The following is a 22,984-nucleotide window of genomic DNA, read 5'->3' on the forward strand; positions in this document are numbered from 1 at the left end:
GACAGACCACGATTTTCGAGAAACAATTTCTCGAAAATCGTGGTCTGTCCCCGGCTGGCTGTGTAAGATGGCCATTTACCGTTCAGCGAGGAAGCCCCATTTGAGCACCATGCAACTGATCAGCGCCATTGTCTTCGGCCTCGCGCTCCTGCACACCTTCGCCGCCAAATCGTTTGAGGTGCTGGCCCACCGCCACCCGCGCCACGCCGGCCTGTTCCATCTGCTGGGCGAAGTCGAGGTGGTCTTCGGTTTCTGGGCGTTTATCCTGATCATCGTCATGGCCGGCATCGACGGCGGCGCCCAAGCCATCGACTACGCCGAGTCGCGCCAATACACGGAGCCGCTGTTCGTCTTCGTCGTCATGGTCGTGGCGGCCTCGCGCCCCGTGCTCGAGACGATGCAGCGCTTGCTCGGCGGCATCGCCCGGCTGCTGCCGGTGCGCACCGAACTGGCGCTGGTCTGGCTCGGCCTGGCCCTGGTGCCGCTGACCGGCTCGCTGATCACGGAACCGGCCGCGATGACGCTGGCCGCCCTGATGCTGGCGCCGCAAATCTTCCGGCCGGGCATACCCGAAGCGCTCAAATACGGCGCCCTCGGCGTGCTCTTCGTCAACGTGTCGATCGGCGGCACGCTCACCTCCTATGCCGCGCCGCCGGTGCTGATGGTGGCCTCGACCTGGCAGTGGGACAGCGCCTTCATGGCCAGCCATTTCGGCTGGAAGGCCGCCATCGCCGTGCTGGCCAACGCCACCGGCATCAGCTTCCTGCTGCGCCCCCACCTGCGCGGCGCCGCCGCCAACGATGCCGGCCCGCACACCAAGCCGGCCGCGACCATCCCCTGGCCGATCGCCGCCGTCCACCTGGGCGTGCTGGCCGCCGTCGTCGCGCTGGCGCACCACCCGGTGCTGTTCCTCGGCCTGTTCCTGCTGTTTCTCGGCTTCGCGCAAGCCTACCAGCGCTACCAGAGCCCCTTGATCTTGAAGGAGGGCTTGCTGGTCGGCTTCTTCCTGGCCGGCCTGGTTGTGCTGGGCGGCATGCAGCAATGGTGGTTGCAACCCATCGTCTCCAGCCTGCCGCCGGTGTCGCTATTCTTCGGCGCGCTGGGGCTGACGGCGATCACCGACAACGCCGCCCTCACCTACCTCGGCTCGCTCATCGCCGGCATGACGGACGAGGCGAAATACATGCTGGTGGCCGGCGCCGTCGCCGGCGGCGGCCTGACCGTCATCGCCAACGCGCCCAATCCGGCCGGCGTGGCGCTGCTGCGGCGCGGCTTCAGGGACGAATCGGTCAGCGCGATGGGCTTGCTGGCCGGCGCGCTGCTGCCGACGGCCGTCGCGGCCCTGGCGTTTTTCCTGTAAGCGGACGCGCCCTCACTCCTGGCTGAACGCGGCTTGCCCAAGGTCGTACTCCAGGAAGTGCAGCTTGTCGTAAAAGATGGGGAAGGCATAGTCGAAGGTATTCGACACGGTAAAGCCTTTCTTGAGATAGATACTGTACGCGGCGCTTTTCTCCCACACGGTGAGGGTGATTCTGCCGCATTGCCTGTGCCGCGCCATGTCTTTAATCTCGTTCAGCATCTGATTGAAGAAGCCGCGGCCCTGGAATTTTTCGTCGAGGGCCAGGCTGCTGACAAAATAGTCGCTGCCGCGCGAGTTCGCCAGGACAAATTCATCGTAGGCCCCATCCAGCGCCCGCATCTCATCCCGGTAGTAGGAAACCGCATTGCAGCCGTTGAATTCATCCATGGTTGCAGCGGTGAAGAAACCGATGAAGTTATCCGCGCCGTCGCGCAAGCCCTGTATGTAGTCCAGATATTGGTCGATATTCTGCCGTCTTTGCAGCTCGACAAACTGTAAATTCAATTTATTGCCAACGGAGCAGTATTCGAGGTAACTGGTGGAGAAAATCAGTTTTGCCATGTGATTTTTCTCATCCTCGCTCAAAGCATGCCCCGCCACCTTGCGGATCGGATCATGCGACAGCAATCCGCCATTGGCGCCATCCGGCGCGTCTCTGCCGGCCGGCTCCTCGGCCGCCGCCCCTGGCGACGCGGCCAGCCCGGCCGCCTTGCCGGCGTGCTGGCCAACCGTGGGCCGCCAAAATTTTCCTTCCGAAATCTTCTTGGAGTTGCTCGCAATCAAATACCGGCAAAATATCGTATTCACCCGGTCCAGGTCCGCATCGGTCGACAACACCGAGTAGTAGTGGAAATGGTCGATTTCGGCGCGCAGTTGCGCGGGATAGGCCATTCTCGGCGCCTCATTGATAAAAAACACATCAACAATGTTTTCCAGCGTCAAGGGATCGTCCAGTGTCCAAGCTATCCCCTCCAGCCTGGCCAGACAGTGGGCGTAAGCCTGCCGCTCTTGCTCGCTCAACGGTATGTCAATACCGGTGATGATATCGACCAATAACCTCATGCCACGGATGCCGCCGACGACGCTTTCTTTTCTTGCATCATAAAGAACCGAATAATTCCGGTAGAAATCGTCATGGCTGAGGAAGGTCAGGCCGATGTTTTTCTTCCATTCCGCATAGAACACATCGAACAGCCCCGATTCAAATTGCGGACATCCATGCGGGATGGCCCTCGGTATGTCGGCATACCTTGCATGGATATGCTCAAGCATCCTCTTCAAGGAAGCGTCATTTTTTTTCGCGACCATCATGCCAGTCTCGTCCAGGAACAAATTCATCCAGCTGACGTGGTAGGTGCCGATCTGTCCGGTTTCGCCGGATCTGCCGAGATGGAAGTAATCAGGAACTTCCGGCTTCATCAGGAAAATCGTCGCGGGTTTGTGCGGAATGGTGTCGACATCCATGTAAATACCGCCGTACTCGCACAGTATGAGAACGCGGAAATAGTCGGACAGCGTGGCGAAATAGCGCTGCGTGTGCAATTCGTTCAAGGCGTCGAAGCGGTCCTTGGCAAAGTCGTCCGCCAGGTCGCGCAGGGAGTTGACGTGTAAGGCGTTCCCGCCTATCGAGTAGCGGCCAATCGCGTATTTCCCGACGCCGCCGGTCGGGCTGAACAGCGGATCGAGCCGGAGTTGGGCTTCATCCCAGACCCACAGGATGGAAATATAGGGCGCGCCGCCGCTGTTTTGCACTTCCTCAAGGGCGGCGCCCCATTGCTCTATCGCCTCCCTGGCGATGGCCGGCAAGGCCCCGCCCATCCAGATTCTATGGATGAATTTTTCCTCGTCGCCGATGCCGCGGGTGGGGATGCAGCTGAGCGAGGAGCAGCTCGCCGCGTCGAAATGGTTGAAATTTAAGCGGACAAAATGGCGGAAGTCTTCCACATCGGCCCTGTAAGCCTCGCTCAGATCGCCGTTTTGGCTGCCTGCCAAGGATGGCTGCGGCAAACTCTTCTGCAGGTGGATGTAATCGAGTTTCAGCTTATTGATACGGAATTCATATTCAAGGTTGAAGATTTTTGCTTGATCGATTTTAGAAGCCAGGTCATCTATTTTCATGAACGCACCACATTTCCTCAGAAAAGTTTATTCAAAATAGCAAGTGATTAAAGCAAGCGACAAAACAGGAATTTCAATTCAATATCAAATACTGAGCTCGGCGACCTTTCCGCCCCTGGCCGGCATACCTTTCGAAAAAATCAACAGGCAAGAAAAAATGACCAGGATGGCCGGAATATTGAGCAAGGCATACGTCGACAGGGTGTAGCCGAATTTCCCGCAAAGCAGGTTATAGATGTGCAGCCAAATGGCGAGATAGATGCAATAGAGCAGGCTCAATGCCGCCGACGCCAGCGTCGGCGACGCGTCGGTGGCCGTGATGGAGCAACGTATCAGCGCGCCATTGAATAAGCCGAAACCGACGGAGTAGATGAACATACAGAATGAAAATATATCGATGTTGCCGCGGCTGGCCGCCGCGCCCAACATGCCAAGCGCCGCGATCAAACCGCCCATGCGCAGCAAGTTGACGATGGGATAGGCGTGATCGATTTTTTGGATCGCGATGCTGCTCAGGACGTAACCTGACAGGATGGTGCATTGAAGTATGGTGTACGTCCGGTATGAGGCGCCGAGGTCTTGCATGATGAAAATCGGCGAAAAACCGATCCAGGCCGTCAGCGGCGCCGTGGCCAGCCCGGCGACAAATATCCCGAACATAAAGCGCCGGTTGGTGAATATTTTTACGTAACTGCTGCGGATGGACGGCAGGTCCAGCGTGGCCGCCTTGATTTCATTTTTCGGCATATATTTCGACAGGCCGATCAATGAAACCAGTCCCAGGAAACCGGAGATGAAGAATATGAAAGTCCAATCCAGCCAGCTGATAATTGCGCTGCCGATGATGGGTCCGGCCAGCGGCGCCAGGATGCTGGTGCTGGTGACGATGCTGATTAACTTGATCGCTTGCATGTCATCGAATAGCTCGTGAATCATGGCGTAGCCGATAAAGATGAAACAGCAGCCCATGCCTTGAATGAAGCGGGTGGCGAGGAATTGTTCGATCGTGCTCGAAAAGGGAACCATCAAGGTTGCCAGTAGAAATAGTGAATTTCCGATAAGCATCAATTTGCGCTTGCCAATATAGTCGGCGAGCGGGCCGAGAAAAATCTGCAATGCGCTACCGCCCAGCAGATATAGGCTCAGCGACAAAGGGATGTATTTCGGCTCCGCCTGGTAGGCCTTGATCACGATGAGCATGGCCGGCATGATCATGTCGTTCGACAGATAGATGTTCAGCTCATAGATGACGAAAAAAACAAAAAAATAGATGAGTTTTCCAGGCTTTTTTATATGCATTGCTCGATCCGTGAATTGAGAGTCCCATCAGTTTTTCCGCTCAAGGCAGCGGACGAACAGGCGCACACCTGGCACAGCGGCGTGCCATAACGCGTACCAATTGTATACCACTTTATGGCATTTCCCGCATTATTGCAGCAATTTTGAATACCTCTCAAATACCACTTTGACAATATCGCAGACTCACTTGCTACGGCGGCGAGACGCATTGCGGGCGGGAGGCGGATGGAGCGGGGCGGGGCAAGCGGCGTGGCGGGCGCCTTACACGGCGCGCCGGTGCAGGGAAAAGAAATCCAGCATCATCTTGCTGGCGTCGGGGCCGGCCTTGGCATTGAACGGCAGGCTGGCGTCGCCGCCACTCCAGGCGTGTTCCAGCCGCTCGATGCGGGCCACCCGCAACAGCAACTTTTTGCCGACGTAAAAATCGCGGATCTGCTGCGCATTGGCCGGGTTGCGGCTGCCGGCCCGCCCCGCCGGCTTCACCTCGTCCGATACGCTCGTCGCGCCATGCAGGCGGTTTAGCAGCAGGCTCTGGCGCATCAACTGGGTCTGGTTGACCGGGCGCACTACCCTGTCAGCCCCGCCCTGGATCAGGATCGTCGGCAATGGCGGAAACGCCGGGCTGCGCGCCAGCACCGCTTCGATGGCGCCATCCATGTGCTGGCTGGCGCCATGCCGCATCACCTTCAAAGCGCCCACCGCGCCGTGGCAGGCGCCGTACACCGGCCCCGAATGCAAGCCCACGGCCGCGATCAAATGCGGATGCGTGAGTGCAACGATATTCGCCATGCCGGCCCCGGCCGAGATGCCGCCTATATAAATACGCCCGCGGTCGATGGCGTAACGCTGCGCAAGCTGCTCGATGGCGCCGACGATCAGGCGCACGTCGCCGCCGCCTTCCTGGGTGGCCTTGTCATACCATTTCCAGCAACGGTGGCGGTGCGCGCTAAGCGACTGCTGCGGATACAGCACGGCATAGCCCTTGCGCTCCGCCAGGCGGTTCATCCGCGTGCCCTGCGCGAACTCCGGCGCGCTCTGCCCGCAACCATGCAGCATGACGACCAGCGGCATGCCCCGCAGCCGCACCGCGGCCGATGGCGCCTTGGCGGGCAGGTACAGGTAGTAACTCAGGCGCCGCACCGGCAAGCGCCCCGCTTCCGGCGGCAAATAATAGCCGGACAGCCATTTCCCCGGCGGCGGCGCCGCCGCGCGCGGGCGCGCCGTAGCGGTCGGTCGGGCTTTGGCGGCCGTGGCCGCCGGCTTCGGCCTGGACTTCGCGCGGACCTTCGGCGGCGCGGGCGCGGCCAACAGGCTGTTGACCAGCTTGTTGGCGCTGCGCCGCTGCGCCTTGGCGACGCGCGCCAGACCGCGCAGCCATTGCGTGACCGCCTTCACCATGCGCGCCCCGAATCTATCCATCTCATCATCAATCGCATCGCTGCGCCCCTGGCGTCCGCTGTGGATACGACGAAGGTAACGCGAATCGCCGCAACGCTCGGTACGCTGGCGCGCATAAAAAGCACGCGCCGGCACGATTGAGGCGCATCAAACGCAGGGCGAGGCAAATGCTTAATCTGAGCTTTGGCACCCGTATTCACCGCGCCGCCCGGCGCATCCCATCCGGGCGCATCGAGACAAAGGAGAGCAACATGAATTATCTGGACCGCGACACGCTTGGCATCTATAAACGCAGCAGCGCCGGCAGCAGTAGCGGCGGCCCCGGCCCCGAGCTGATGGGCGCCAACACCCTGATCGGCGACGATGTCTACAACCACAAGGAGGAGGATCTGGGCGACATCAAGGAAATCATGCTCGACATGCGCACCGGCGAAGTGGCGTATGCGGTGCTGTCCTTCGGCGGCATTCTGGGCATGGGCGAAAAACTGTTTGCCGTGCCGTGGCAAAGCCTGACGCTCGACACGGTCAACAAACGCTTCCTGCTCGACGTCGACAAGGAACAATTGAAAACCGCGCCGGGCTTCGACAAGGATCACTGGCCCGACATGAGCAGCGAAGACTGGACCCAGGAAATCGAGCGCTTCTATGGCGCCGGGGCGAGGACGGGCGCCGGGATGGGCGCCAGCCGTTCGCCGTCGGGGGCCGGCAGTTCCGGCGGGATCGCAGGCTAAGGCGGCGCCGGCCTGGAAGCAGGGGCGCGCCCGTCGGGTCCGCCCCTGGCGTAGCCAAGGTTAGCGCTGCATCGATTCCCATACCTTTTGCAGACGCTTCGCCGACACCGGCATCGGCGTGCGCAACTCCTGGGCGAACAGCGACACGCGCAACTCCTCCAACATCCAACGGAATTCCGTCAGTTTCGGATCGGTGTTCTTGCCGGCCTGGCGGTCCTTGGCGGAACGCTGGTACAGCATCGCCGCCTGCTGCCATTCGGCCATCAGCTTGGCGTCGCGGGCCGGGTCGGCGCGCAGTTTTTCAAGGCGCACATTCATCGCCTTCAGGTAGCGGGGGAAGTGGGCGATCTGGCCATACTCGTTGTCGAGCAGGAAGCGCTTGTTGACCAGGCCCTGCAACTGGCCCTGCATGTCGGCGGCGGCCGGGCCGGGGATGCCTTGCAGCCGCTTCGGCAAGCCGTGGAACTCGGTGAGCACCTGCGACAGCAGGCGCGCGATCTCGTTCACCAGCAGCACGAGACGCGACTTGCCCTCGTCCTTGCGCTTGGCGAACGCAGCGGCGTCCAGCGGCAGCGGGTCTTGCAGGCAGGCGATGTCGAGCGCCTTCTGGATGATTTGCTCGCGCAACTCTTCCTGCGAGCCCATCGCCATGAACTGCATGCCCATCTGCTGCAGGCCGGGAATGCTTTTCTCGATGTATTTCAGCTGGTCCTTCATCTGCAGCGCAAACAGGCGGCGCAGGCCGACCCGGTGCGTGCGCGCGGCCACGTTCGGGTCGTCGAACACTTCCAGGTCGCAATGCGTCAGCTTGTCGACCAGCGCAGGGAAGCCGATCAACGTCACCTTGCCCTGGACGATTTCCAGCAGCTCCGGCAATTCGCCGAAAGTCCAGCCGCTCAAGCCCATATGCTGCGCCACCGTGTTCGCCGAGGCCGTGTTGCCGGCCTTGGCCGCGGCGGCGCCGGCCCCCTTGGCGACGGCCGGCACGTGCACGGCGCCGGCCGGCGGCGTCGACACCTCGGCCATCTTCTGGAAACTCTGGCGCGCCTGGCCGCCGAACTCGGCCTGCAGGGTGGCCAGGTTGCGCCCCATGTCCAATTGCCGGCCATGCTCGTCGATGACCTTGAAATTCATGAAGTGATGCGCCGGCAAAGTCTCCGGTTTGAAATCGGTCGTCAGCACGCTCAAGCTGGTCTGCGCGCGCACGTCGGCGATGACCGCGTCGATCAGGTCGCCGCGGCCGAACACGCCCGTCTCGTGCATGCGTTCGCAGAACTTCGCCGCGTAGTCGGGCAGCGGCACGCAGTGGCGGCGCAGCTTTTGCGGCAGCGATTTCAGCAGCAGATGCACCTTTTCCTTCAGCATGCCCGGCACCAGCCATTCGCAGCGCTCGCGCGGCAACTGGTTCAGCGCGAACAGCGGCACGGCCAGCGTCACGCCGTCGCGCAGGCTGCCCGGCTCGAAGTGGTAGCTCAGTTGCATTTCGAGCCCCGTCACCGCCATCATTTTCGGGAACAGCTCGGTGGTCACGCCGGCCGCCTCGTGGCGCATCAACTCGTCGCGGTTGAGGAACAGCAGCTTCGGTTCCTGCGCCGTGGCGTCCTTGTGCCACTTCTCGAAGCCGGCGCCGTTGCAGACCCCGGCCGGCAACAGCTTGTCGTAGAAGGCGGCGATCAATTCGTCGTCGACGAGCACGTCGAGGCGGCGCGACTTGTGCTCCAGGTTTTCGATTTCCTTGACCAGCTTGTGGTTGTGCGCGAAGAACGGCGCGCGCGTGTCGAACTCGCCGCCGACGAGGGCGTCGCGGATGAAAATCTCGCGCGCCTCGGACGGGTTGAAGTTGCCGTAGTTGATGCGCCGCTGCGCGTACACGACCAGGCCGTACAGCGTGGCGCGCTCGGACGCGCTGACCTGGGCCGTGCGCTTTTCCCAGCGCGGCTCGCCCCAGGATTTCTTCAGCAGGTGGCCGCCGACCTTTTCCAGCCACTCCGGCTGGATCTGCGCGACGCAGCGCGCGTACAGGCGCGTCGTGTCGACCAGCTCGGCCGCCATCAGCCACTTGCCGGGTTTCTTCAGCAGCGAGGAGCCGGGCCAGACGTGGAACTTGATGCCGCGCGCGCCGAGGAAGCCGGCGCCCGGTTCATCGTCGGCCTTGAAGCCGATGTTGCCGAGCAGCCCGGTCAGCAGCGCCGTGTGCAGGTTCTCGTAGGTGGCCGGGGCCTCGTTCAGGCGCCAACCCTGCTCCTTGACGATGGTCAGCAATTGCGAATGGACGTCGCGCCACTCGCGCAGGCGCAGTTGCGAGAGGAAATTCGCGCGGCAGTTATCTTGCAGTTGGCGGTTGGTTTTCTTGTGCTCGATGGCGCCCTCGAACCACGTCCAGATCTTGAGGTAGCTGAGGAACTCCGATTTCTCGTCGGCGAATTTCTTGTGCGCCTCGTCGGCCGCCTGCTGGTGCTCCAGCGGCCTGTCGCGCGGGTCTTGCACCGACAGCGCCGAGGCGATCACCAGCACCTCGGTCAGGCAGACGTTGTCGAGCGCGGCCAGGATCATGCGGCCGACGCGCGGGTCCAGCGGCAGCTTGGCCAGCTTGTTGCCCAGCGGCGTAAGGCGGTTGACCTCGTCGACGGCGCCCAGCTCCTGCAGCAACTGGTAGCCGTCGGCGATCGCGCGCGCCAGCGGCGGCTCGATGAAGGGGAAGGTTTCCACGTCGGTCAGGTGCAGCGACTTCATGCGCAGGATCACGGAAGCCAGCGAGGAGCGCAGGATCTCCGGCTCGGTGAACTTCGGCCGCAGCAGATAGTCCTGCTCCTCGTACAGGCGGATGCAGACGCCGTCGGCGACGCGGCCGCAACGGCCGGCGCGCTGGTTCGCCGCCGACTGGGCGATCGGCTCGACCTGCAACTGCTCGACCTTGTTGCGGTAGCTATAGCGCTTGACGCGCGCCAGGCCGGCGTCGACGACGTAGCGGATGCCCGGCACGGTCAGCGAGGTTTCCGCGACGTTGGTGGCGAGCACGATGCGGCGCGCGTTGCTGACCTTGAACACGCGCTCCTGCTCCTCGGCCGACAGGCGGGCGAACAGCGGCAGAATTTCCACGTGCGGCGGATGGTGCTTGCGCAACGCCTCGGCGCAGTCGCGGATTTCGCGCTCGCCCGGCAGGAACACCAGCACGTCGCCGGAGCCGAGGCGGCACAATTCCTCGACCCCGTCGACGACGGCGTCCATCAGGTCGCGCTTGTCGCGCGCGGCGGCCGCCTTCGGCGCCGGCTTGGCGGCGTCGGCGTTGCCGATGGCCACGGCGTCGCGCTCGACGGGCCGGTAACGCACCTCGACCTGGTACAGGCGGCCCGACACTTCGATGACCGGCGCCGGCTTCTCCGGCGTGCCGAAATGGCGGGCGAAGCGCTCGGCGTCGATGGTCGCCGAGGTAATGATGATCTTCAAGTCCGGCCGGCGCGGCAGCAACTGCTTCAAATAGCCGAGCAGGAAATCGATGTTCAGGCTGCGTTCGTGGGCCTCGTCGATGATGATCGTGTCATAGCTTTTCAGCAAGGGATCGGTTTGCGTCTCGGCCAGCAAAATACCGTCGGTCATCAGCTTGACGGCGGCGCCGCGCGTCAGGGTGTCGGCGAACCGCACCTTGAAGCCGACCGTCTCGCCCAGCGGCGTGCCCATTTCCTGGGCGATGCGCTTGGCCGTCGACGAGGCGGCGATGCGCCGCGGCTGGGTGTGGCCGATCAAGCCCTTCTGGCCGCGCCCCAGCTCCAGGCAAATCTTCGGCAACTGCGTGGTCTTGCCGGACCCCGTCTCGCCGCACACGATGATGACCTGGTTCGCCTGCAGGGCCGCGGCGATTTCGCCGCGCCGGCCCGACACCGGCAAATCCTCCGGATAGGTGATGGCCGGCAGCGGATTGCGGAACGGCGCCTCGGCCACGCGCGGCTCGCGCGCCTCCCGTGGCGGGCGCGGCGCGCGCTGGCCTGGCTGGCCTTGCTGGCCTGGCTGGCCCTCGGGCCGTGGCGGGCGCGGCGCGCGGCCGGCGGGCTGCCCCTCGCCCTGCCCCGCCTGGGGCTGGCGCGGCGGGCGCGGCGCGCGCGCGGGCGCGGCGGCTGGCGCGGCCGGCCCCGCCGGTTCGATGAGCGTTTTCAGGATCTGGAAAGGGGAAGAAGGCTTATTGCTGGCTTGGGACATTGTTTTTTACAGGTATTTGGGCGCGGACATCGCGCAGCGAATTATAATGCGCTTAATGGAAAACCCTACCCAATTCGTCCAATGGCTGCGCTCGGTCGCACCCTACATCCACGCATTCCGTGGCAAGACCTTCGTGGTCGCCTTCCCAGGTGAACTCGTCACCGCCGGCGCGCTGCCGGTGCTGGCGCAGGATCTGTCGCTGCTGCACGCGCTCGGCATCAAGGTCGTCATCGTCCACGGCTCCCGGCCGCAGGTGGCCGAACAACTGGCCTTGCGCAACGTCGAGGGCCGTTTCACCAACGGCATCCGCATCACCGACACCGCCGCGCTCGAATGCGCGAAAGAGGCTGCCGGCGAACTGCGCCTCGACATCGAGGCCGCCTTCAGCCAGGGCTTGCCGAACACGCCGATGGCGCACGCGGCCATCCGTATCATTTCCGGCAACTTCGTCACCGCCCGCCCGCTCGGCGTCATCAACGGCGACGACCTGGAACTGACGGGCGTGGTGCGCAAGATCGCCGCCGAAACCATCCACCAGATCCTCGCCGCCGACGCGCTGGTGCTGCTGTCGCCGCTGGGCTTCTCGCCGACCGGCGAGGCGTTCAACCTGACGATGGAAGACGTCGCCGTGTCGGCGGCCATCGCCCTGCACGCCGACAAGCTGGTGTTCATCAGCGAAACGCCGATGATGCGCGACGTGGCCGGTGTGGAAATCCGCGAACTGTCCTCGCACCAGGCCGAAGCCGTGCTGCAGGCGGGCTTCCTGCCGCAGGACACGGCCTTCTACCTGCAACACGCGATCAAATCGTGCAACAACGGCGTGCCGCGCGCCCACATCGTGCCCTTCGCCACCGACGGCTCGGCCCTGCTGGAACTGTTCACCCATGACGGCGTCGGCACCATGATCAGCCACGACAACCTGGAAAGCCTGCGCCAGGCCAGCATCGAAGACGTCGGCGGCATCATCAAACTGATCGAACCGCTGGAAGCCGACGGCACGCTGGTCAAGCGCGGCCGCGAACTGATCGAACGGGAAATCGACTACTTCTCCGTCATCGAACATGACGGCGTCATCTTCGGCTGCGCCGCGCTGTACCCGTTCCCGGCGCAAAAAATGGCGGAAATGGCTTGCCTGACCGTCAACCCGGAAGTGCAAGCCCAGGGCGACGGCGAGCGCATCCTGAAACACATGGAAAACCGCGCCCGCGCGGCCGGCTTCACGAAGATGTTCGTCCTGACCACGCGCACGGCGCACTGGTTCAAAAAACGCGGCTTCGTGCCCGCCACCGTCGACGACCTGCCGAAGGACCGCCAGCACATGTACAACTGGCAGCGCAAATCCCAGGTTCTGATTAAGACTTTATAATCACGCTTTCATTGAACGCACTAGGAGCACAGATGGCCCGCACAATTCACTGCATCAAATTGAACAAAGACGCTGAAGGCCTGGATTTCCCGCCTTACCCTGGCGAACTGGGCAAGAAAATCTACGAAACCGTGTCGAAAGAAGCGTGGGCCGCCTGGCTCAAGCACCAGACCATGCTGGTCAATGAAAACCGCCTGAACCTGGCCGACGCGCGGGCCCGCAAATACCTGGCCACGCAAATGGAAAAACACTTCTTCGGCGACGGCGCCGACGCCGCGATGGGCTACGTGCCGCCGACGGAATAAGCCGCGCCAGCTGGGGACAGACCACGATTTCCGAGCAAGTATTGCACGAAAATTGTGGTCTGTCCCCACCCCCGATGCGCCAGCCGGGGACAGACCACGATTTCCGAGCAAGTATTGCGCGAAAATCGTGGTCTGTCCCCGGCTGGTGTCGTTGTGGCCTTGCTTAGAAGGTCAACGTGCGCACGCCTTCGGCCGTGCCCAGCAGGCAGACGTCGGCGCCGCGGCTGGCGAACAGGCCGACGGCGATGACGCCGACGATCTGGTTGATGCTGCGCTCCAGCGCGACCGGGTCGGTGATCGCCAGGCCCAGCACGTCGACGATCATGCCGCCATTGTCGGTGATGAAGGGCTCGCTGCTGCCGGCCTTCAGGCGCAGGCGCGGTTCGCCGCCCAGTTGCGCCAGCTGGCGCGACACGGCCGAGCGCGCCATCGGCAGCACTTCGACCGGCAGCGGGAATTGGCCCAGCGTCTCGACCAGCTTGGAGCCGTCGGCGATGCAGACGAACTGGCCCGACACGGAGGCGACGATCTTCTCGCGCGTCAGCGCCGCGCCGCCGCCCTTGATCATCGCGCCGGCCGCCGTGATTTCGTCGGCGCCGTCGACGTAGACGGCAATCGAGGGCACGTCGTTGAGGTCGAACACGGCGATGCCGTGGCCGCGCAGGCGCGCCGCCGTCGCTTCGGACGAGGCCACGGCGCCGCGGATGCGCTGCTTGATCTTGGCCAACTCATCAATGAAAAAGTTGGCGGTCGAGCCCGTGCCCACACCTATAATCTCACCGTCGACTACATACTCGATAGCGGCGCGCGCAACAGCTTGTTTCAATTCATCTTGGGTCATGGCTTCTTGGGGTAAATGGGGGAATGCGCGTATTTTAGCGGATCGCCGCCCGCCGCCGCCGTTTTTTCGGCGCCGCCATGCCGCGCCGCCCCGCATGGCGCCTCGCCCGGCGCGCCGCAATTTACGCGGAAACGCCGGACAAAATGTGCGAGAATGAATCGTCGCCCGCTTAGCTCGTCCCAGGAAAAGCACATGAACGATAGTAAAACCGTCCTCATCGTCGATGACAGCCGCGTTTCCCGCCTGATGGCGCATCAGTTTGTGTTGAGCATCAAACCGCACTGGACCGTCGTCGAGGCGGCCACCGGCGAGGATGCGCTGGCGAAGGCGCCGGCGCTGCAGCCGGTACTGATTTTGATGGACGTCAACATGCCCGGCATGGGCGGCGTCGCCGCCGCCGAGCAGTTGCGCGCGCTGTGCCCGCACAGCCACATTTCCCTGCTCACGGCGAATGTGCAAAACGCCACCCGCAACCGGGCCGCCGAGCTCGGCATCGGCTTCATGGAAAAACCGATCACGGAAAGCCGCATCCACCAGTTAATCGGCGCGCTGGAGCCGTAAGCATGCTCAACCTGACCGAACTGGAAAACGACGCGCTGGTCGAGATTTTCAATATCGGCGTCGGCCACGCGGCCGCGGCGATGAGCGAAATCGTCAACGAGGAAGTGACGATGTCGGTGCCCTCGATCAGCTTCCTGAACCGGGCCGAGGCGGCCCATCTGCTGGGCAACCGCGACGGCGAGCGCATCTGCGGCATCAGCCAGCACTACGAGGGCGCCTTCAAGACCGAGGCGATCCTGATGTTCCCCGAGGCGAAGAGCCTGGAAATCGTCCGCCTGATGGTCGGCGAGGCGATCCCGCTGCAGGAGCTGACGGAGATGGAACAGGAGGCGATGAGCGAGATCGGCAACATCATCCTCAATTCCTGCGTCGGCACGCTGGCCAACATCTTCGGCCGCGAACTGCACGGCTCGCTGCCGGTCTACCACATCGGCACCAGCGAGGAAATCCTCGCCTCGTCCGGCGGCCAGGCCGACACCGTCGTGCTGATGCTGCATATCGATTTCATCCTGGAAAAGCACCAGATCCACGGCTATGTCGCCTTCGTGCTCGACGTCTCCGCCCTGCACGACTTGAAGGAGCAGGTCGACCAGTACCTGGCCAAAGTGATGGGGCCGACGTGACCGGCGAGCCCGGCCGGACGGCCTGCCTGGCCTTGCTGGCCAGCGCACTCGACGCCGTCGACCTGGGCGTCGTCGCGCTCGACGACGCGCGCCGCGTGGTGCTGTGGAATCTGTGGATGGAGCGCCACGCGGGCCTGGCGGCCGGCACCGTCATGGGCCAGGATTTCCTCACCCTCTACCCGGAGCTGCGCCGGCGCCGCATCGACGCCGCCATCACGCTGGCCCTGCGCGACAACTTCCCCTCGCTGCTGTCGCAAACCTTGAACAAGGCGCCGTTCGCCCTGTATGCGACGGCGGCGGCGGCGGCCCGCAACGAGCGCATGCAGCAGGCCGTCGCCGTGACGCCGCTCGAAGTCGCCGGCGCGCCGCGCCACTGCCTGATCCAGGTGCACGACGTCAGCATGGCCGTCGGCCGCGAGAAGCTGCTGCGCGAGCAGACCATGGTGCTGCGCTCGCAAACCTTCGCCGACGGCTTGACCGGCATCGCCAACCGGCGCCATTTCGACGTGGCGATGGAAAAGGAATGGCGCCGCGCCCGGCGCAACGGCAGCGCGCTGTCGCTGCTGATGATCGACATCGACCATTTCAAGGCATATAACGACCACTACGGCCACCAGCGCGGCGACGAGTGCCTGATCCAGGTGGCGGCGGCGCTGGCGACGCTGCTGCAGCGCCCCAGCGACCTGCTGGCGCGCTATGGCGGCGAGGAGTTCGCCGTGATCCTGCCGGAGACGGAGGGCGGCGCCGCGCTCGGCATGGCCGAAACCATGCGCGCCGGCGTCTGCGGGCTCGGCGTGCCGCACGCGCACAACGACGGCGCCGACCCGCACATCACGGTCAGCATCGGCATCGCCACCATGGACGGCGCCGCGGCCGCGGGCGCCGACGCGGCCGCGCTGATCGGCGCCGCCGACCGCGCGCTGTACGTGGCCAAGCGCGCCGGCCGCAACCGCGTCGCCGCCCAGCCGCCCGTCTGAGCGGCTGGCGCCCGGCCGGCCGGCTTCCGGCATGCTAGCCGCGGCGGCGCCGCGCCGCCGGATTTTCAACAGGGCTAAAAAGTCCACCTTTTTCCGCGCCGGCGCGACAGTGCGGCGACGCCGCGACAAGGCCCAGCTATTCCTATGGACAGAGCCGCCACGTGTGCGTAGACTAAGACTCATTGTGGGTCTTATAACAAAAAGCGGTGCCGGCACGGACTGCGTTTTGCGCCGGCGCCCACGCCGCCCGCCCGGGCGGCACAGCCACACTGTCTGGAGAACTTGTGAACTACGACAGCCAGCTCAGCCCCCACGCCGCCGCCACCGCCGACGCGCCCATGGTGTGCCGGATGCGCCTGCTGCTATCCGTGTCGACCCTGCTGACCCTGTTCATCGACCCGGAAACCATGGGCCGCCAAAGCGCCTTCACCTGGCTGGTGTTCTCCGGCTACACGCTGCACAGCGTCGTGCTCTACCTGCTGGCGATGCTGGAGCAGGCCATGCCGCAAAACATGCTGATCTACTGGCTCGACGTTTTCTGGTATGCGCTGATCGTGTTTTTCACGGGCGGCGGCAACCTCTACTTCCTGTTCTTCTTCTTCGCCATCCTGACCGCGTCCTTCCAATGGGGCTTCGAGGAGGGCGCCCGCATCACGCTGGCCTCGGCCGGCCTGTTCGCCGCGACGGCGCTGCTGGCGGCCACGGAGGCGGAGGTGTCGCGCCTGCTGCTGCGCACCACCTTCCTGCTGGCGCTCGGCTACATGATCGCCTACTGGGGCGGCTCGGCCGTGGCGCAGAAACGCCACCTGGCCCTGCTGCGCGACGTCAGCCAGCTGTCCAACCCGCGCTTCGGCGTCGAGCACACCATCGCCTCCGTGCTGGAGAAGACCCGGGTCTTCTTCAAGGCGCGCAGCTGCATCCTGCTGATGCGCGACAGCGAGTCCGCCGCCTGGTCGCTGCGCACGGCGATGGGCCAGAACGCGGGGCTGACCAGCAACGCGACGCGCATCGGCGACGAGGCGGCGGCGCCGCTGCTGGCCTTCGGCGCCGAGCAGGTGGTGCTGTTCGCGCGGCCCCTGTGGCCGGGCATGGACGGCGCCACGCGGGTGCTCGACAATACCCTGGGACGCTGGCTGCGGCGCGACGACGACGCCGGCGCCAGCCTGGCCGAGCTGCTGGAGGCGCGCTCCTTCATTTGCGCGCCTTTGCCGCTGCGCAATGGCGCCGGCCGCATCTATGTCGCCTCCGCGAACGCCTTCAGCAAGAGCGACGCGCTGTTCCTCAGCCACATCGGCGCGCAAGCCTTTCCCGTCATCGAAAACATCGAACTGCTGGACCGCCTGGCCTCGCAGGCGGCGCTGCGCGAGCGCGAAAAGATCGCCCGCGACCTGCACGACACCACGATCCAGCCCTATATCGGCCTGCGCCACGGCATCAGCGCGCTGCGCCACAAGGCGGCGCCGGACAATCCCCTCATCGGCGACCTCGACAGGCTGCTGTCGATGGCCACCCAGGTCATCGGCGACCTGCGCCAGTTCGCCCGCACCTTCAAGAACGGCCTCGTGCAAAGCGAGCCCGAGCTGCTGGTCGCGCTGCGCCGCCAGGCCGCGCAAATCCGCGAGTTCTACGGCATCGACATCGCCCTCGGCGTCGCGGGCGAACTCGACATGAGCGACCGCCTGGCGGCCGAGGTGTTCCAGATCGTCAACGAGGGCATGAGCAATATCCGCAAGCACAGCGACGCCCGCCGCGGCTCCGTCGAGCTCAACTGCGCCAACGGCGCGCTGTCCATACGCATCGACAATGAATGCCTGAACGGCCCCGTCGGCGCGTTTACGCCGAACTCGATGGCCGAGCGGGCCGCCGCCCTGGGCGGGCGGGCCAGGGTGGTGCAGACGAGCAAGGGCATCACCTCCGTGCAGATCGAGATTCCCATTTAACGGGCCCAGCAATGATGCCGAACACCACAACGATACGCGTGATGCTGATCGACGACCACAAGACCATGCTGTGGGGTCTGGAGCGCCTCATCGACGGCGAGGGCGCGCGCATGGAGGTCGTCGCCACGGCCGGCGACTGCGCGGAGGCGCTGGCGCAGATCGCCGCGGCGGCGCCGGACGTCATCGTGCTCGACCTCGACCTGGGCGGCACCTGTTCGCTGGACATCCTGCCGGCCCTGCTGGCGGCCGGCGCCGCCCGCGTGCTGGTGCTCAGCGGCTCGCGCGACCAGGCCACGCTGGCCCAGGCCGTGCGCGGCGGCGCCCGCGGCATCGTCAGCAAGGACGCCCCGGCCGAGCTGCTGCTGCAAGCCATCGTCAAGGTGCACGGCGGCGAGCTGTGGCTGGACCCCGACATGCTGGGGCGGGTGCTGGGGCAGTTGATGACGGCGCCGGCGCGCGCCCCGTCCGAAGACAAGCTGGCGGCGCTGACGGCCAAGGAAAAGAAAATCATCGGCGCCATCGTCGAAGGCAGCGGTGCCCCGACGGCCGTGCTGGCGCAGCGCCTGTTCATTTCGGAACACACCTTGCGCAACCACCTGACGTCGATCTACCAAAAGCTGGGCGTGAGCAACCGCCTGGAACTGTATGTGTACGCGACCCGGCATCCGCCGGGCGCGTAAAGGCCGGCGCCTGGGCGCCGCCAACATTGCACCGAATATACGTTTGTAGCGCCACAGCAAACATCGCCGCAGCCCCCTTCCCCCCGCCACCTCCCCGCCAAGCCGCAGCAGCGGCCGGCACCGGGACATTTGCCCTGCCCCCCGCCCGCAAAAAGAGGAGATTTGTCCTCCCAGAACAGGAGGTTTCTCTGATGTAGATCAATACCCGCGCGCCTATAGTGAACTCATCGGCTGCGGTCACAACCGCCCGAGACGACAAGGCCCACCGCCCACCACCCGGAGCCCAGCATGCGTTTAGACAAGTATCTGCCGCCCGGTCTAGTGAGTTTCATGCGGGGCAAAGCGCGCGCCGCGTTTTACCAGTACGCGCTGGTGGCCGCCCTTGTCGCCGTAGTCTGCATCATCGCCTTGCTGGCGCTGGGAAAAAGCCCCTGAGTCGCCTGGTACAGCAGCACCTGTTTTTCTCAACCGTAGTACTCAACCTCAAAGGAAACATCATGAACGCCATCAAACAATTCATCCGCGACGAAGAAGGTGTCACCGCCATCGAATACGGCCTGATCGCCGCCCTGATCGCCGTCGTCATCATCGGCGCCATCACCATCGTCGGCACCCAGCTCAAAGCCACGTTCACCACCATCGGCACCAAGCTGACCGCGGCCAATTGAGGCGCCAGCCAGTCCGGCGGGGCGATCCGGGCAAAACCCGGCCCCGCCGCACTGCGCAGCGCCACACCCGTCTTCCATCGCAGAGGTGCCCCGTGAAATCCTTCCTCTCCCGGTTTGTCAACGACGCAAGCGCCGTCAGCGCGATTGAATACGCCCTGCTCGGCGGCCTCATCGCCGTCGTCATCGTCGCCGCCGTGGGCACGGTCGGCAGCGAGCTGAAACTGCTGTTTATCTTCGTCAAGGACCAGGTCGTCCTTGCCCTGCAATGAACGCCGCCGCCCCCGCCACGCTCGCGTCGGCCCTGCATGAACACCGCTGGCTGAGCGGCATCGTCCTGCTGTACGGCGCCGCCGCCTTCCTGGTCCACCGCCAGTTTCCCGCCAGCTCGGCCGGCAACATGCTGGAAGGCTTCGCCGTCAGCACCCTCATCGGCCCCCTGTTCACCCTGTGCGGCTACGCCATCTATGTGATGCTGCTGGTGCGCCCGGCCAACCTGACCCGCTTCCTGTTCACCAGTTCGCGCCGCTACCTGCGCCGCGAACGCCTGCTGCACGCCCTGCCGGTGCTGCTGCTGTTCCCCCTGTTCGCCTCCAGCTTCACCGTCTTCAAGGCCGCCGTGCCGGTCCTGCACCCCTACGCCTGGGACCGCCACCTGGCCGACTGGGACCTGGCGCTGCACGGCGGCGTCGCCCCCTGGCTGTGGCTGCAAACCGTCGTCGGCCACCCCTATGTGACGGCCATCATCAATTTCGCCTACCACTTCTGGTTTTTCCTCGTCTACGCCATCTTGTACTGGCTGGCGCTCAGCATGGACAAGCGGCAGTTGCGCATGCAGTTCCTGCTCAGTTTCGTGTTGTCGTGGATCTTGCTGGGCAATGTGCTGGCCACGCTGCTGTCCTCGGTCGGCCCCTGCTTCTACGGCTATCTGTACCCCGGCCACGACCCCTATGCGCCGCTGATGCATTACCTGCAGGCCAGCAACCAGAGCGTGCCCGTGTGGGCGCTGAACGTCCAGCAGATGCTGTGGAACGGCTACCAGGACCACAGCTCCTCCCTCGGCATCTCGGCCATGCCCAGCATGCATGTGGCGACGGCGGTGCTGCTGGCGCTGTGGGGCTGGCGCGTGAACCGCCGCGCCGGCGCCGCGCTGACGCTGTTCGCGCTGCTGATCATGGTCGGCTCGGTGCACCTGGGCTGGCATTACGCCCTCGACGGCTATGTCGGCGCGGCCGGCGCCTATGCCGTGTGGCGCGGCGTCGGCGCGCTGCTGGCCCGGGCCGAACGCCGCGGCGCCGAGGCGCGGCCGGCCGCGCTGCCGCCGGGCGTCGTCTACCTGAGAACGAGGGCCATGTCCCGTGAACGCTAACCTCGCCCCGCTGTCCGCCGCCCTGCTGCTGGGCGCCCTGCTGGCCGCGGCCGTCTGGCACGACGTGCGCAGCCGGCGCATCCCGAACCGCCTGGTGCTGCTGGGCGCGCTGGCGGGGCTGGCGCTGCACGCGCTGGCGCCGGCCGGCGCCGGCCTGTTCCGCGCCCCCTTCGGCGGCCTGGGCGCGCTGGCCGGACTGGCCGGCCTGGGCGCCGGCCTGGCCGTGCTACTGCCCATGTATCTGCTGCGGGCGATGGGCGCCGGCGACGTCAAGCTGATGGCCATGGTCGGCGCCTTCCTCGGCCCGCGGGCGCTGCTCGACGCCGCGCTGTGGAGCCTGCTGGCCGGCGGCGCGCTGGCCCTGCTGGCGGCGCTGTGCAGCGGCCGCCTGCTGGCGCTGCTGGCGAATGCCTACCAGATGATGCTGCACGCGCTGGTGCGCACGCTGGCCGGCGCCGGCGGCGGCATCGACGCGCCGGCCGCCGCCAGCGGCAAGCTGCCGTATGCCATCGCCATCGCCTGCGGCACCCTGCTGCACCTGCTGCTGAGCTACCTGCGCGTGCCCAGCCTGCTGCCATGAACATCCGTCCCACACCAGTCTTGCGTCTTTTTACAGGAAGAGAAAACATGGATACTTTGCCCGCCCTGCTACGCTCGAAACGACTCAACTTTGCCAGCGGCATGCTGCTGGCCTGGGCCTGGGGCATGTTCTCCTATGCCCACGCGCTGGCCTTCCAGCGCAGCGGCGACTGGACCTATCTGCTGTTCTGCGCCTCGGAAACCCTGGCCGCCGCGCTGTTCCTGCTGCGCTCGGAGGCGGTCACCGTGTCGCTCGACCCGGGCGACTGGCTGCTGGCGATAGGGGCCACCTTCGCGCCCTTCTTTTTCAACCCCAGCGCCGGCGGCATCCTGCCCGAGGCCAGGTACGCGCTGGTGCCCGGCATCCTGATCCAGATCGCCGGCCTGATCTCGCTGAACCGCAGCTACGGCCTGGTCGCCGCCAAGCGCCGCATCAAGACGGGCGGCATGTACCGGCTGGTGCGCCACCCCATGTACGCCAGCTACCTGCTGTCGTTCACCGCCTATGTGCTGGCCAACACCTCGGCGGCCAATGTGCTGACCTATGTGCTGACGCTGGCCATGCTGGGCCTGCGCATGCTGCGCGAGGAGCGCCACCTGGGCCAGGACGCCGATTACCGCGCCTACATGGGCAGGGTCAAGTACCGGGTGCTGCCATGGATCTTCTGAAACCGGCCGGCGACGCCGGCCCGGCCGCCGCGCGCGCCCCCGCCAGCGTCGAGGAAACGGGCCTGCCCTTCCTGTTCCTCGTCGAACTGATCAGCAAGGTGCTGTTCCTGCGCGGCCAGGTGCGCCTGCCGGCCCTGTCGGCCCACCTGAAGCTGAGCGTCAGCGTGCTCGACCCGCTGATCGCCTTCATGCGCAGCGAAAAACTGTGCGAGGTCAACCGCCTGGGCGGCAGCGGCACCGACGCCGACCTGAACTACCAGCTCAGCGACGGCGGCCGCACCCGCGCCGCCGAATACCTGCGCCGCAACGCCTACTCCGGCCCGGCGCCCGTCACGCTGGCCGACTACAACGCCCAGGTGGCGGCGCAGAGCGTGGCGCGCATGCACATCACGCGGGCCGACGTGGCCGCCGAGTTCGGCGACCTGGTGGTCGCCCCCAACGTGCTCGAACAACTGGGCGCGGCGATGAACTCGGGGCGCGCCGTGTTCCTGCACGGCCCGGCCGGCAGCGGCAAGACCTATCTGGCCGAGCGCCTCAGCGGCCTGCTCAACGGCGCCATCGCCCTGCCCCACGCCATCATGATCGAGGGCGAGGTCGTGCCCTTCTATGACCCGATGGTGCACGCCCTCGTCGCCGAGGAGCCCAGCGAGGACTTCGACCGCCGCGCCCCCCAGGACAGGCGCTGGGTGCGGGCGGCGCGCCCGGCCGTGCTGACGGGCGGCGAGCTGACGCTCGACATGCTCGACCTGCAATTCGACCCCGGCGCCCGGCTCTACCAGGCGCCGCCCCACCTGAAGGCCAACAACGGCATCTTCATCATCGACGACCTGGGGCGCCAGCGCTGCTCGCCGGTGGAACTGATGAACCGCTGGATCGTGCCGATGGCGCGCCACGTCGACTACCTGTCGCTGCACACCGGCTACAAATTCCCCGTGCCCTTCGACGTCATCGTCGTGTTCTCGTCGAATTTCCCGCCCGAGCAATTGGCCGACGGCTCCTTCCTGCGCCGCATCGGCTACAAGATCCACGTCGGCGCGATGACGCCGGACCAGTACGAAACGATATTCCGCCGCGTCTGCGCCTACTACGCGATGGCCTTCGACGCCGAGGTCTTCGCCTACCTGCTGCACGACTTGCACGCGGCCGAGGAGCGCCCGCTGCTGGCCTGCTATCCGCGCGACATCCTGGCCCAGGTCAGCGACCTGGCCCGCTACGAGGGCCGCGAGGCGCGCCTGGACCGGACCGTGCTGGCCTGGGCCTGGAACAATTACTTCACCGGCACCTAGGGCCGGCGTAAGGGCAAGGGGAC

20 protein-coding genes are annotated in these 22,984 nt (G+C 65.1%); 15 read left to right on the forward strand and 5 right to left on the reverse strand.

Features of this window, described 5'->3' with window-relative positions:
* The first annotated feature begins 100 nt into the window (after window positions 1–100).
* On the forward strand, window positions 101–1,360 hold the full coding sequence (locus OIK44_RS16725) for a putative Na+/H+ antiporter (protein ID WP_273672279.1): 1,260 nt from the start codon (window positions 101–103) through the stop codon (window positions 1,358–1,360).
* 12 nt (window positions 1,361–1,372) lie between these two features.
* On the opposite strand, the gene OIK44_RS16730 is transcribed toward OIK44_RS16725, so the two are convergent.
* From OIK44_RS16730 to OIK44_RS16740, 3 genes are all read right to left on the reverse strand, one after another.
* Complete coding sequence (locus tag OIK44_RS16730) at window positions 1,373–3,478, reverse strand: GNAT family N-acetyltransferase (RefSeq protein ID WP_273672281.1); 2,106 nt, start codon at window positions 3,476–3,478, stop codon at window positions 1,373–1,375.
* 84 nt (window positions 3,479–3,562) lie between these two features.
* Window positions 3,563–4,777 (reverse strand): MFS transporter, encoded by a 1,215-nt coding sequence (locus tag OIK44_RS16735; protein ID WP_273672282.1) that lies wholly within the window; start codon window positions 4,775–4,777, stop codon window positions 3,563–3,565.
* A 261-nt stretch (window positions 4,778–5,038) separates the two neighbouring features.
* Entirely contained in the window at window positions 5,039–6,196 is a 1,158-nt protein-coding gene (locus OIK44_RS16740; RefSeq protein ID WP_273672283.1) for an extracellular catalytic domain type 1 short-chain-length polyhydroxyalkanoate depolymerase, read from the reverse strand.
* Window positions 6,197–6,426: 230 nt separating this feature from the next.
* Between OIK44_RS16740 and OIK44_RS16745 the strand changes: the two genes are divergently transcribed.
* Window positions 6,427–6,906, forward strand: a complete 480-nt coding sequence (locus OIK44_RS16745; RefSeq protein WP_273672285.1) for a PRC-barrel domain-containing protein — start codon at window positions 6,427–6,429, stop codon at window positions 6,904–6,906.
* A 60-nt stretch (window positions 6,907–6,966) separates the two neighbouring features.
* On the opposite strand, the gene hrpA is transcribed toward OIK44_RS16745, so the two are convergent.
* Window positions 6,967–11,100 carry an ATP-dependent RNA helicase HrpA gene (gene hrpA / locus OIK44_RS16750; RefSeq protein ID WP_273672287.1) on the reverse strand — a complete coding sequence of 1,378 codons (4,134 nt, stop codon included), beginning with the start codon at window positions 11,098–11,100 and terminating at the stop codon, window positions 6,967–6,969.
* Between the two features lie 55 nt (window positions 11,101–11,155).
* Here hrpA and argA point away from each other — a divergent pair, with 55 nt between their 5' ends.
* Both argA and OIK44_RS16760 read left to right on the forward strand, forming a co-directional pair.
* Window positions 11,156–12,466 (forward strand): amino-acid N-acetyltransferase, encoded by a 1,311-nt coding sequence (argA, locus tag OIK44_RS16755; protein ID WP_273672289.1) that lies wholly within the window; start codon window positions 11,156–11,158, stop codon window positions 12,464–12,466.
* Between the two features lie 32 nt (window positions 12,467–12,498).
* On the forward strand, window positions 12,499–12,771 hold the full coding sequence (locus OIK44_RS16760; protein ID WP_273672291.1) for an oxidative damage protection protein: 273 nt from the start codon (window positions 12,499–12,501) through the stop codon (window positions 12,769–12,771).
* 163 nt (window positions 12,772–12,934) lie between these two features.
* On the opposite strand, the gene rpiA is transcribed toward OIK44_RS16760, so the two are convergent.
* Window positions 12,935–13,612 carry a ribose-5-phosphate isomerase RpiA gene (gene rpiA / locus OIK44_RS16765; protein ID WP_273672292.1) on the reverse strand — a complete coding sequence of 226 codons (678 nt, stop codon included), beginning with the start codon at window positions 13,610–13,612 and terminating at the stop codon, window positions 12,935–12,937.
* A gap of 192 nt (window positions 13,613–13,804) precedes the next feature.
* Here rpiA and OIK44_RS16770 point away from each other — a divergent pair, with 192 nt between their 5' ends.
* From OIK44_RS16770 to OIK44_RS16820, 11 genes are all read left to right on the forward strand, one after another.
* Window positions 13,805–14,173, forward strand: a complete 369-nt coding sequence (locus tag OIK44_RS16770; RefSeq protein WP_273672293.1) for a response regulator — start codon at window positions 13,805–13,807, stop codon at window positions 14,171–14,173.
* Between the two features lie 2 nt (window positions 14,174–14,175).
* Window positions 14,176–14,796 (forward strand): chemotaxis protein CheC, encoded by a 621-nt coding sequence (locus tag OIK44_RS16775; RefSeq protein WP_273672295.1) that lies wholly within the window; start codon window positions 14,176–14,178, stop codon window positions 14,794–14,796.
* Window positions 14,793–15,773 carry a diguanylate cyclase gene (locus OIK44_RS16780; protein WP_273672297.1) on the forward strand — a complete coding sequence of 327 codons (981 nt, stop codon included), beginning with the start codon at window positions 14,793–14,795 and terminating at the stop codon, window positions 15,771–15,773. The genes OIK44_RS16775 and OIK44_RS16780 overlap by 4 nt, the downstream gene beginning before the upstream one ends.
* A gap of 284 nt (window positions 15,774–16,057) precedes the next feature.
* On the forward strand, window positions 16,058–17,713 hold the full coding sequence (locus OIK44_RS16785; RefSeq protein WP_273672298.1) for a sensor histidine kinase: 1,656 nt from the start codon (window positions 16,058–16,060) through the stop codon (window positions 17,711–17,713).
* An 11-nt stretch (window positions 17,714–17,724) separates the two neighbouring features.
* Complete coding sequence (locus tag OIK44_RS16790) at window positions 17,725–18,393, forward strand: response regulator transcription factor (RefSeq protein ID WP_337587207.1); 669 nt, start codon at window positions 17,725–17,727, stop codon at window positions 18,391–18,393.
* Window positions 18,394–18,890: 497 nt separating this feature from the next.
* Window positions 18,891–19,061 (forward strand): Flp family type IVb pilin, encoded by a 171-nt coding sequence (locus tag OIK44_RS16795; protein WP_273672300.1) that lies wholly within the window; start codon window positions 18,891–18,893, stop codon window positions 19,059–19,061.
* A gap of 92 nt (window positions 19,062–19,153) precedes the next feature.
* Window positions 19,154–19,330 carry a Flp family type IVb pilin gene (locus OIK44_RS16800; RefSeq protein WP_273672301.1) on the forward strand — a complete coding sequence of 59 codons (177 nt, stop codon included), beginning with the start codon at window positions 19,154–19,156 and terminating at the stop codon, window positions 19,328–19,330.
* Complete coding sequence (locus OIK44_RS16805) at window positions 19,327–20,427, forward strand: phosphatase PAP2 family protein (RefSeq protein ID WP_273672303.1); 1,101 nt, start codon at window positions 19,327–19,329, stop codon at window positions 20,425–20,427. The genes OIK44_RS16800 and OIK44_RS16805 overlap by 4 nt, the downstream gene beginning before the upstream one ends.
* Complete coding sequence (locus OIK44_RS16810) at window positions 20,417–21,007, forward strand: prepilin peptidase (protein WP_273672304.1); 591 nt, start codon at window positions 20,417–20,419, stop codon at window positions 21,005–21,007. Before OIK44_RS16805 ends, OIK44_RS16810 begins: the two co-directional genes overlap by 11 nt.
* 47 nt (window positions 21,008–21,054) lie before the next feature.
* Complete coding sequence (locus OIK44_RS16815; RefSeq protein ID WP_273672305.1) at window positions 21,055–21,675, forward strand: methyltransferase family protein; 621 nt, start codon at window positions 21,055–21,057, stop codon at window positions 21,673–21,675.
* Complete coding sequence (locus OIK44_RS16820; RefSeq protein WP_273672307.1) at window positions 21,663–22,961, forward strand: P-loop NTPase family protein; 1,299 nt, start codon at window positions 21,663–21,665, stop codon at window positions 22,959–22,961. The genes OIK44_RS16815 and OIK44_RS16820 overlap by 13 nt, the downstream gene beginning before the upstream one ends.
* The last annotated feature ends 23 nt before the right edge of the window (window positions 22,962–22,984 follow it).

Origin of the sequence: Janthinobacterium fluminis (genome assembly GCF_028595325.1) — a bacterium.
GTDB classification, from domain to species: domain Bacteria; phylum Pseudomonadota; class Gammaproteobacteria; order Burkholderiales; family Burkholderiaceae_D; genus Janthinobacterium; species Janthinobacterium fluminis.

Excerpts from the sequence above, each read along its gene's own strand:
- OIK44_RS16730 (WP_273672281.1), bottom strand. The coding sequence starts at position 3,478 with ATGAAAATAGATGACCTGGCTTCTAAAATCGATCAAGCAAAAATCTTC.
- OIK44_RS16735 (WP_273672282.1), bottom strand. The coding sequence starts at position 4,777 with ATGCATATAAAAAAGCCTGGAAAACTCATCTATTTTTTTGTTTTTTTC.
- OIK44_RS16740 (WP_273672283.1), bottom strand. The coding sequence starts at position 6,196 with ATGGATAGATTCGGGGCGCGCATGGTGAAGGCGGTCACGCAATGGCTG.
- OIK44_RS16745 (WP_273672285.1), top strand. The coding sequence starts at position 6,427 with ATGAATTATCTGGACCGCGACACGCTTGGCATCTATAAACGCAGCAGC.
- hrpA (WP_273672287.1), bottom strand. The coding sequence starts at position 11,100 with ATGTCCCAAGCCAGCAATAAGCCTTCTTCCCCTTTCCAGATCCTGAAA.
- argA (WP_273672289.1), top strand. The coding sequence starts at position 11,156 with ATGGAAAACCCTACCCAATTCGTCCAATGGCTGCGCTCGGTCGCACCC.
- OIK44_RS16760 (WP_273672291.1), top strand. The coding sequence starts at position 12,499 with ATGGCCCGCACAATTCACTGCATCAAATTGAACAAAGACGCTGAAGGC.
- rpiA (WP_273672292.1), bottom strand. The coding sequence starts at position 13,612 with ATGACCCAAGATGAATTGAAACAAGCTGTTGCGCGCGCCGCTATCGAG.
- OIK44_RS16770 (WP_273672293.1), top strand. The coding sequence starts at position 13,805 with ATGAACGATAGTAAAACCGTCCTCATCGTCGATGACAGCCGCGTTTCC.
- OIK44_RS16775 (WP_273672295.1), top strand. The coding sequence starts at position 14,176 with ATGCTCAACCTGACCGAACTGGAAAACGACGCGCTGGTCGAGATTTTC.
- OIK44_RS16790 (WP_337587207.1), top strand. The coding sequence starts at position 17,725 with ATGATGCCGAACACCACAACGATACGCGTGATGCTGATCGACGACCAC.
- OIK44_RS16795 (WP_273672300.1), top strand. The coding sequence starts at position 18,891 with ATGAACGCCATCAAACAATTCATCCGCGACGAAGAAGGTGTCACCGCC.
- OIK44_RS16805 (WP_273672303.1), top strand. The coding sequence starts at position 19,327 with ATGAACGCCGCCGCCCCCGCCACGCTCGCGTCGGCCCTGCATGAACAC.
- OIK44_RS16815 (WP_273672305.1), top strand. The coding sequence starts at position 21,055 with ATGGATACTTTGCCCGCCCTGCTACGCTCGAAACGACTCAACTTTGCC.
- OIK44_RS16820 (WP_273672307.1), top strand. The coding sequence starts at position 21,663 with ATGGATCTTCTGAAACCGGCCGGCGACGCCGGCCCGGCCGCCGCGCGC.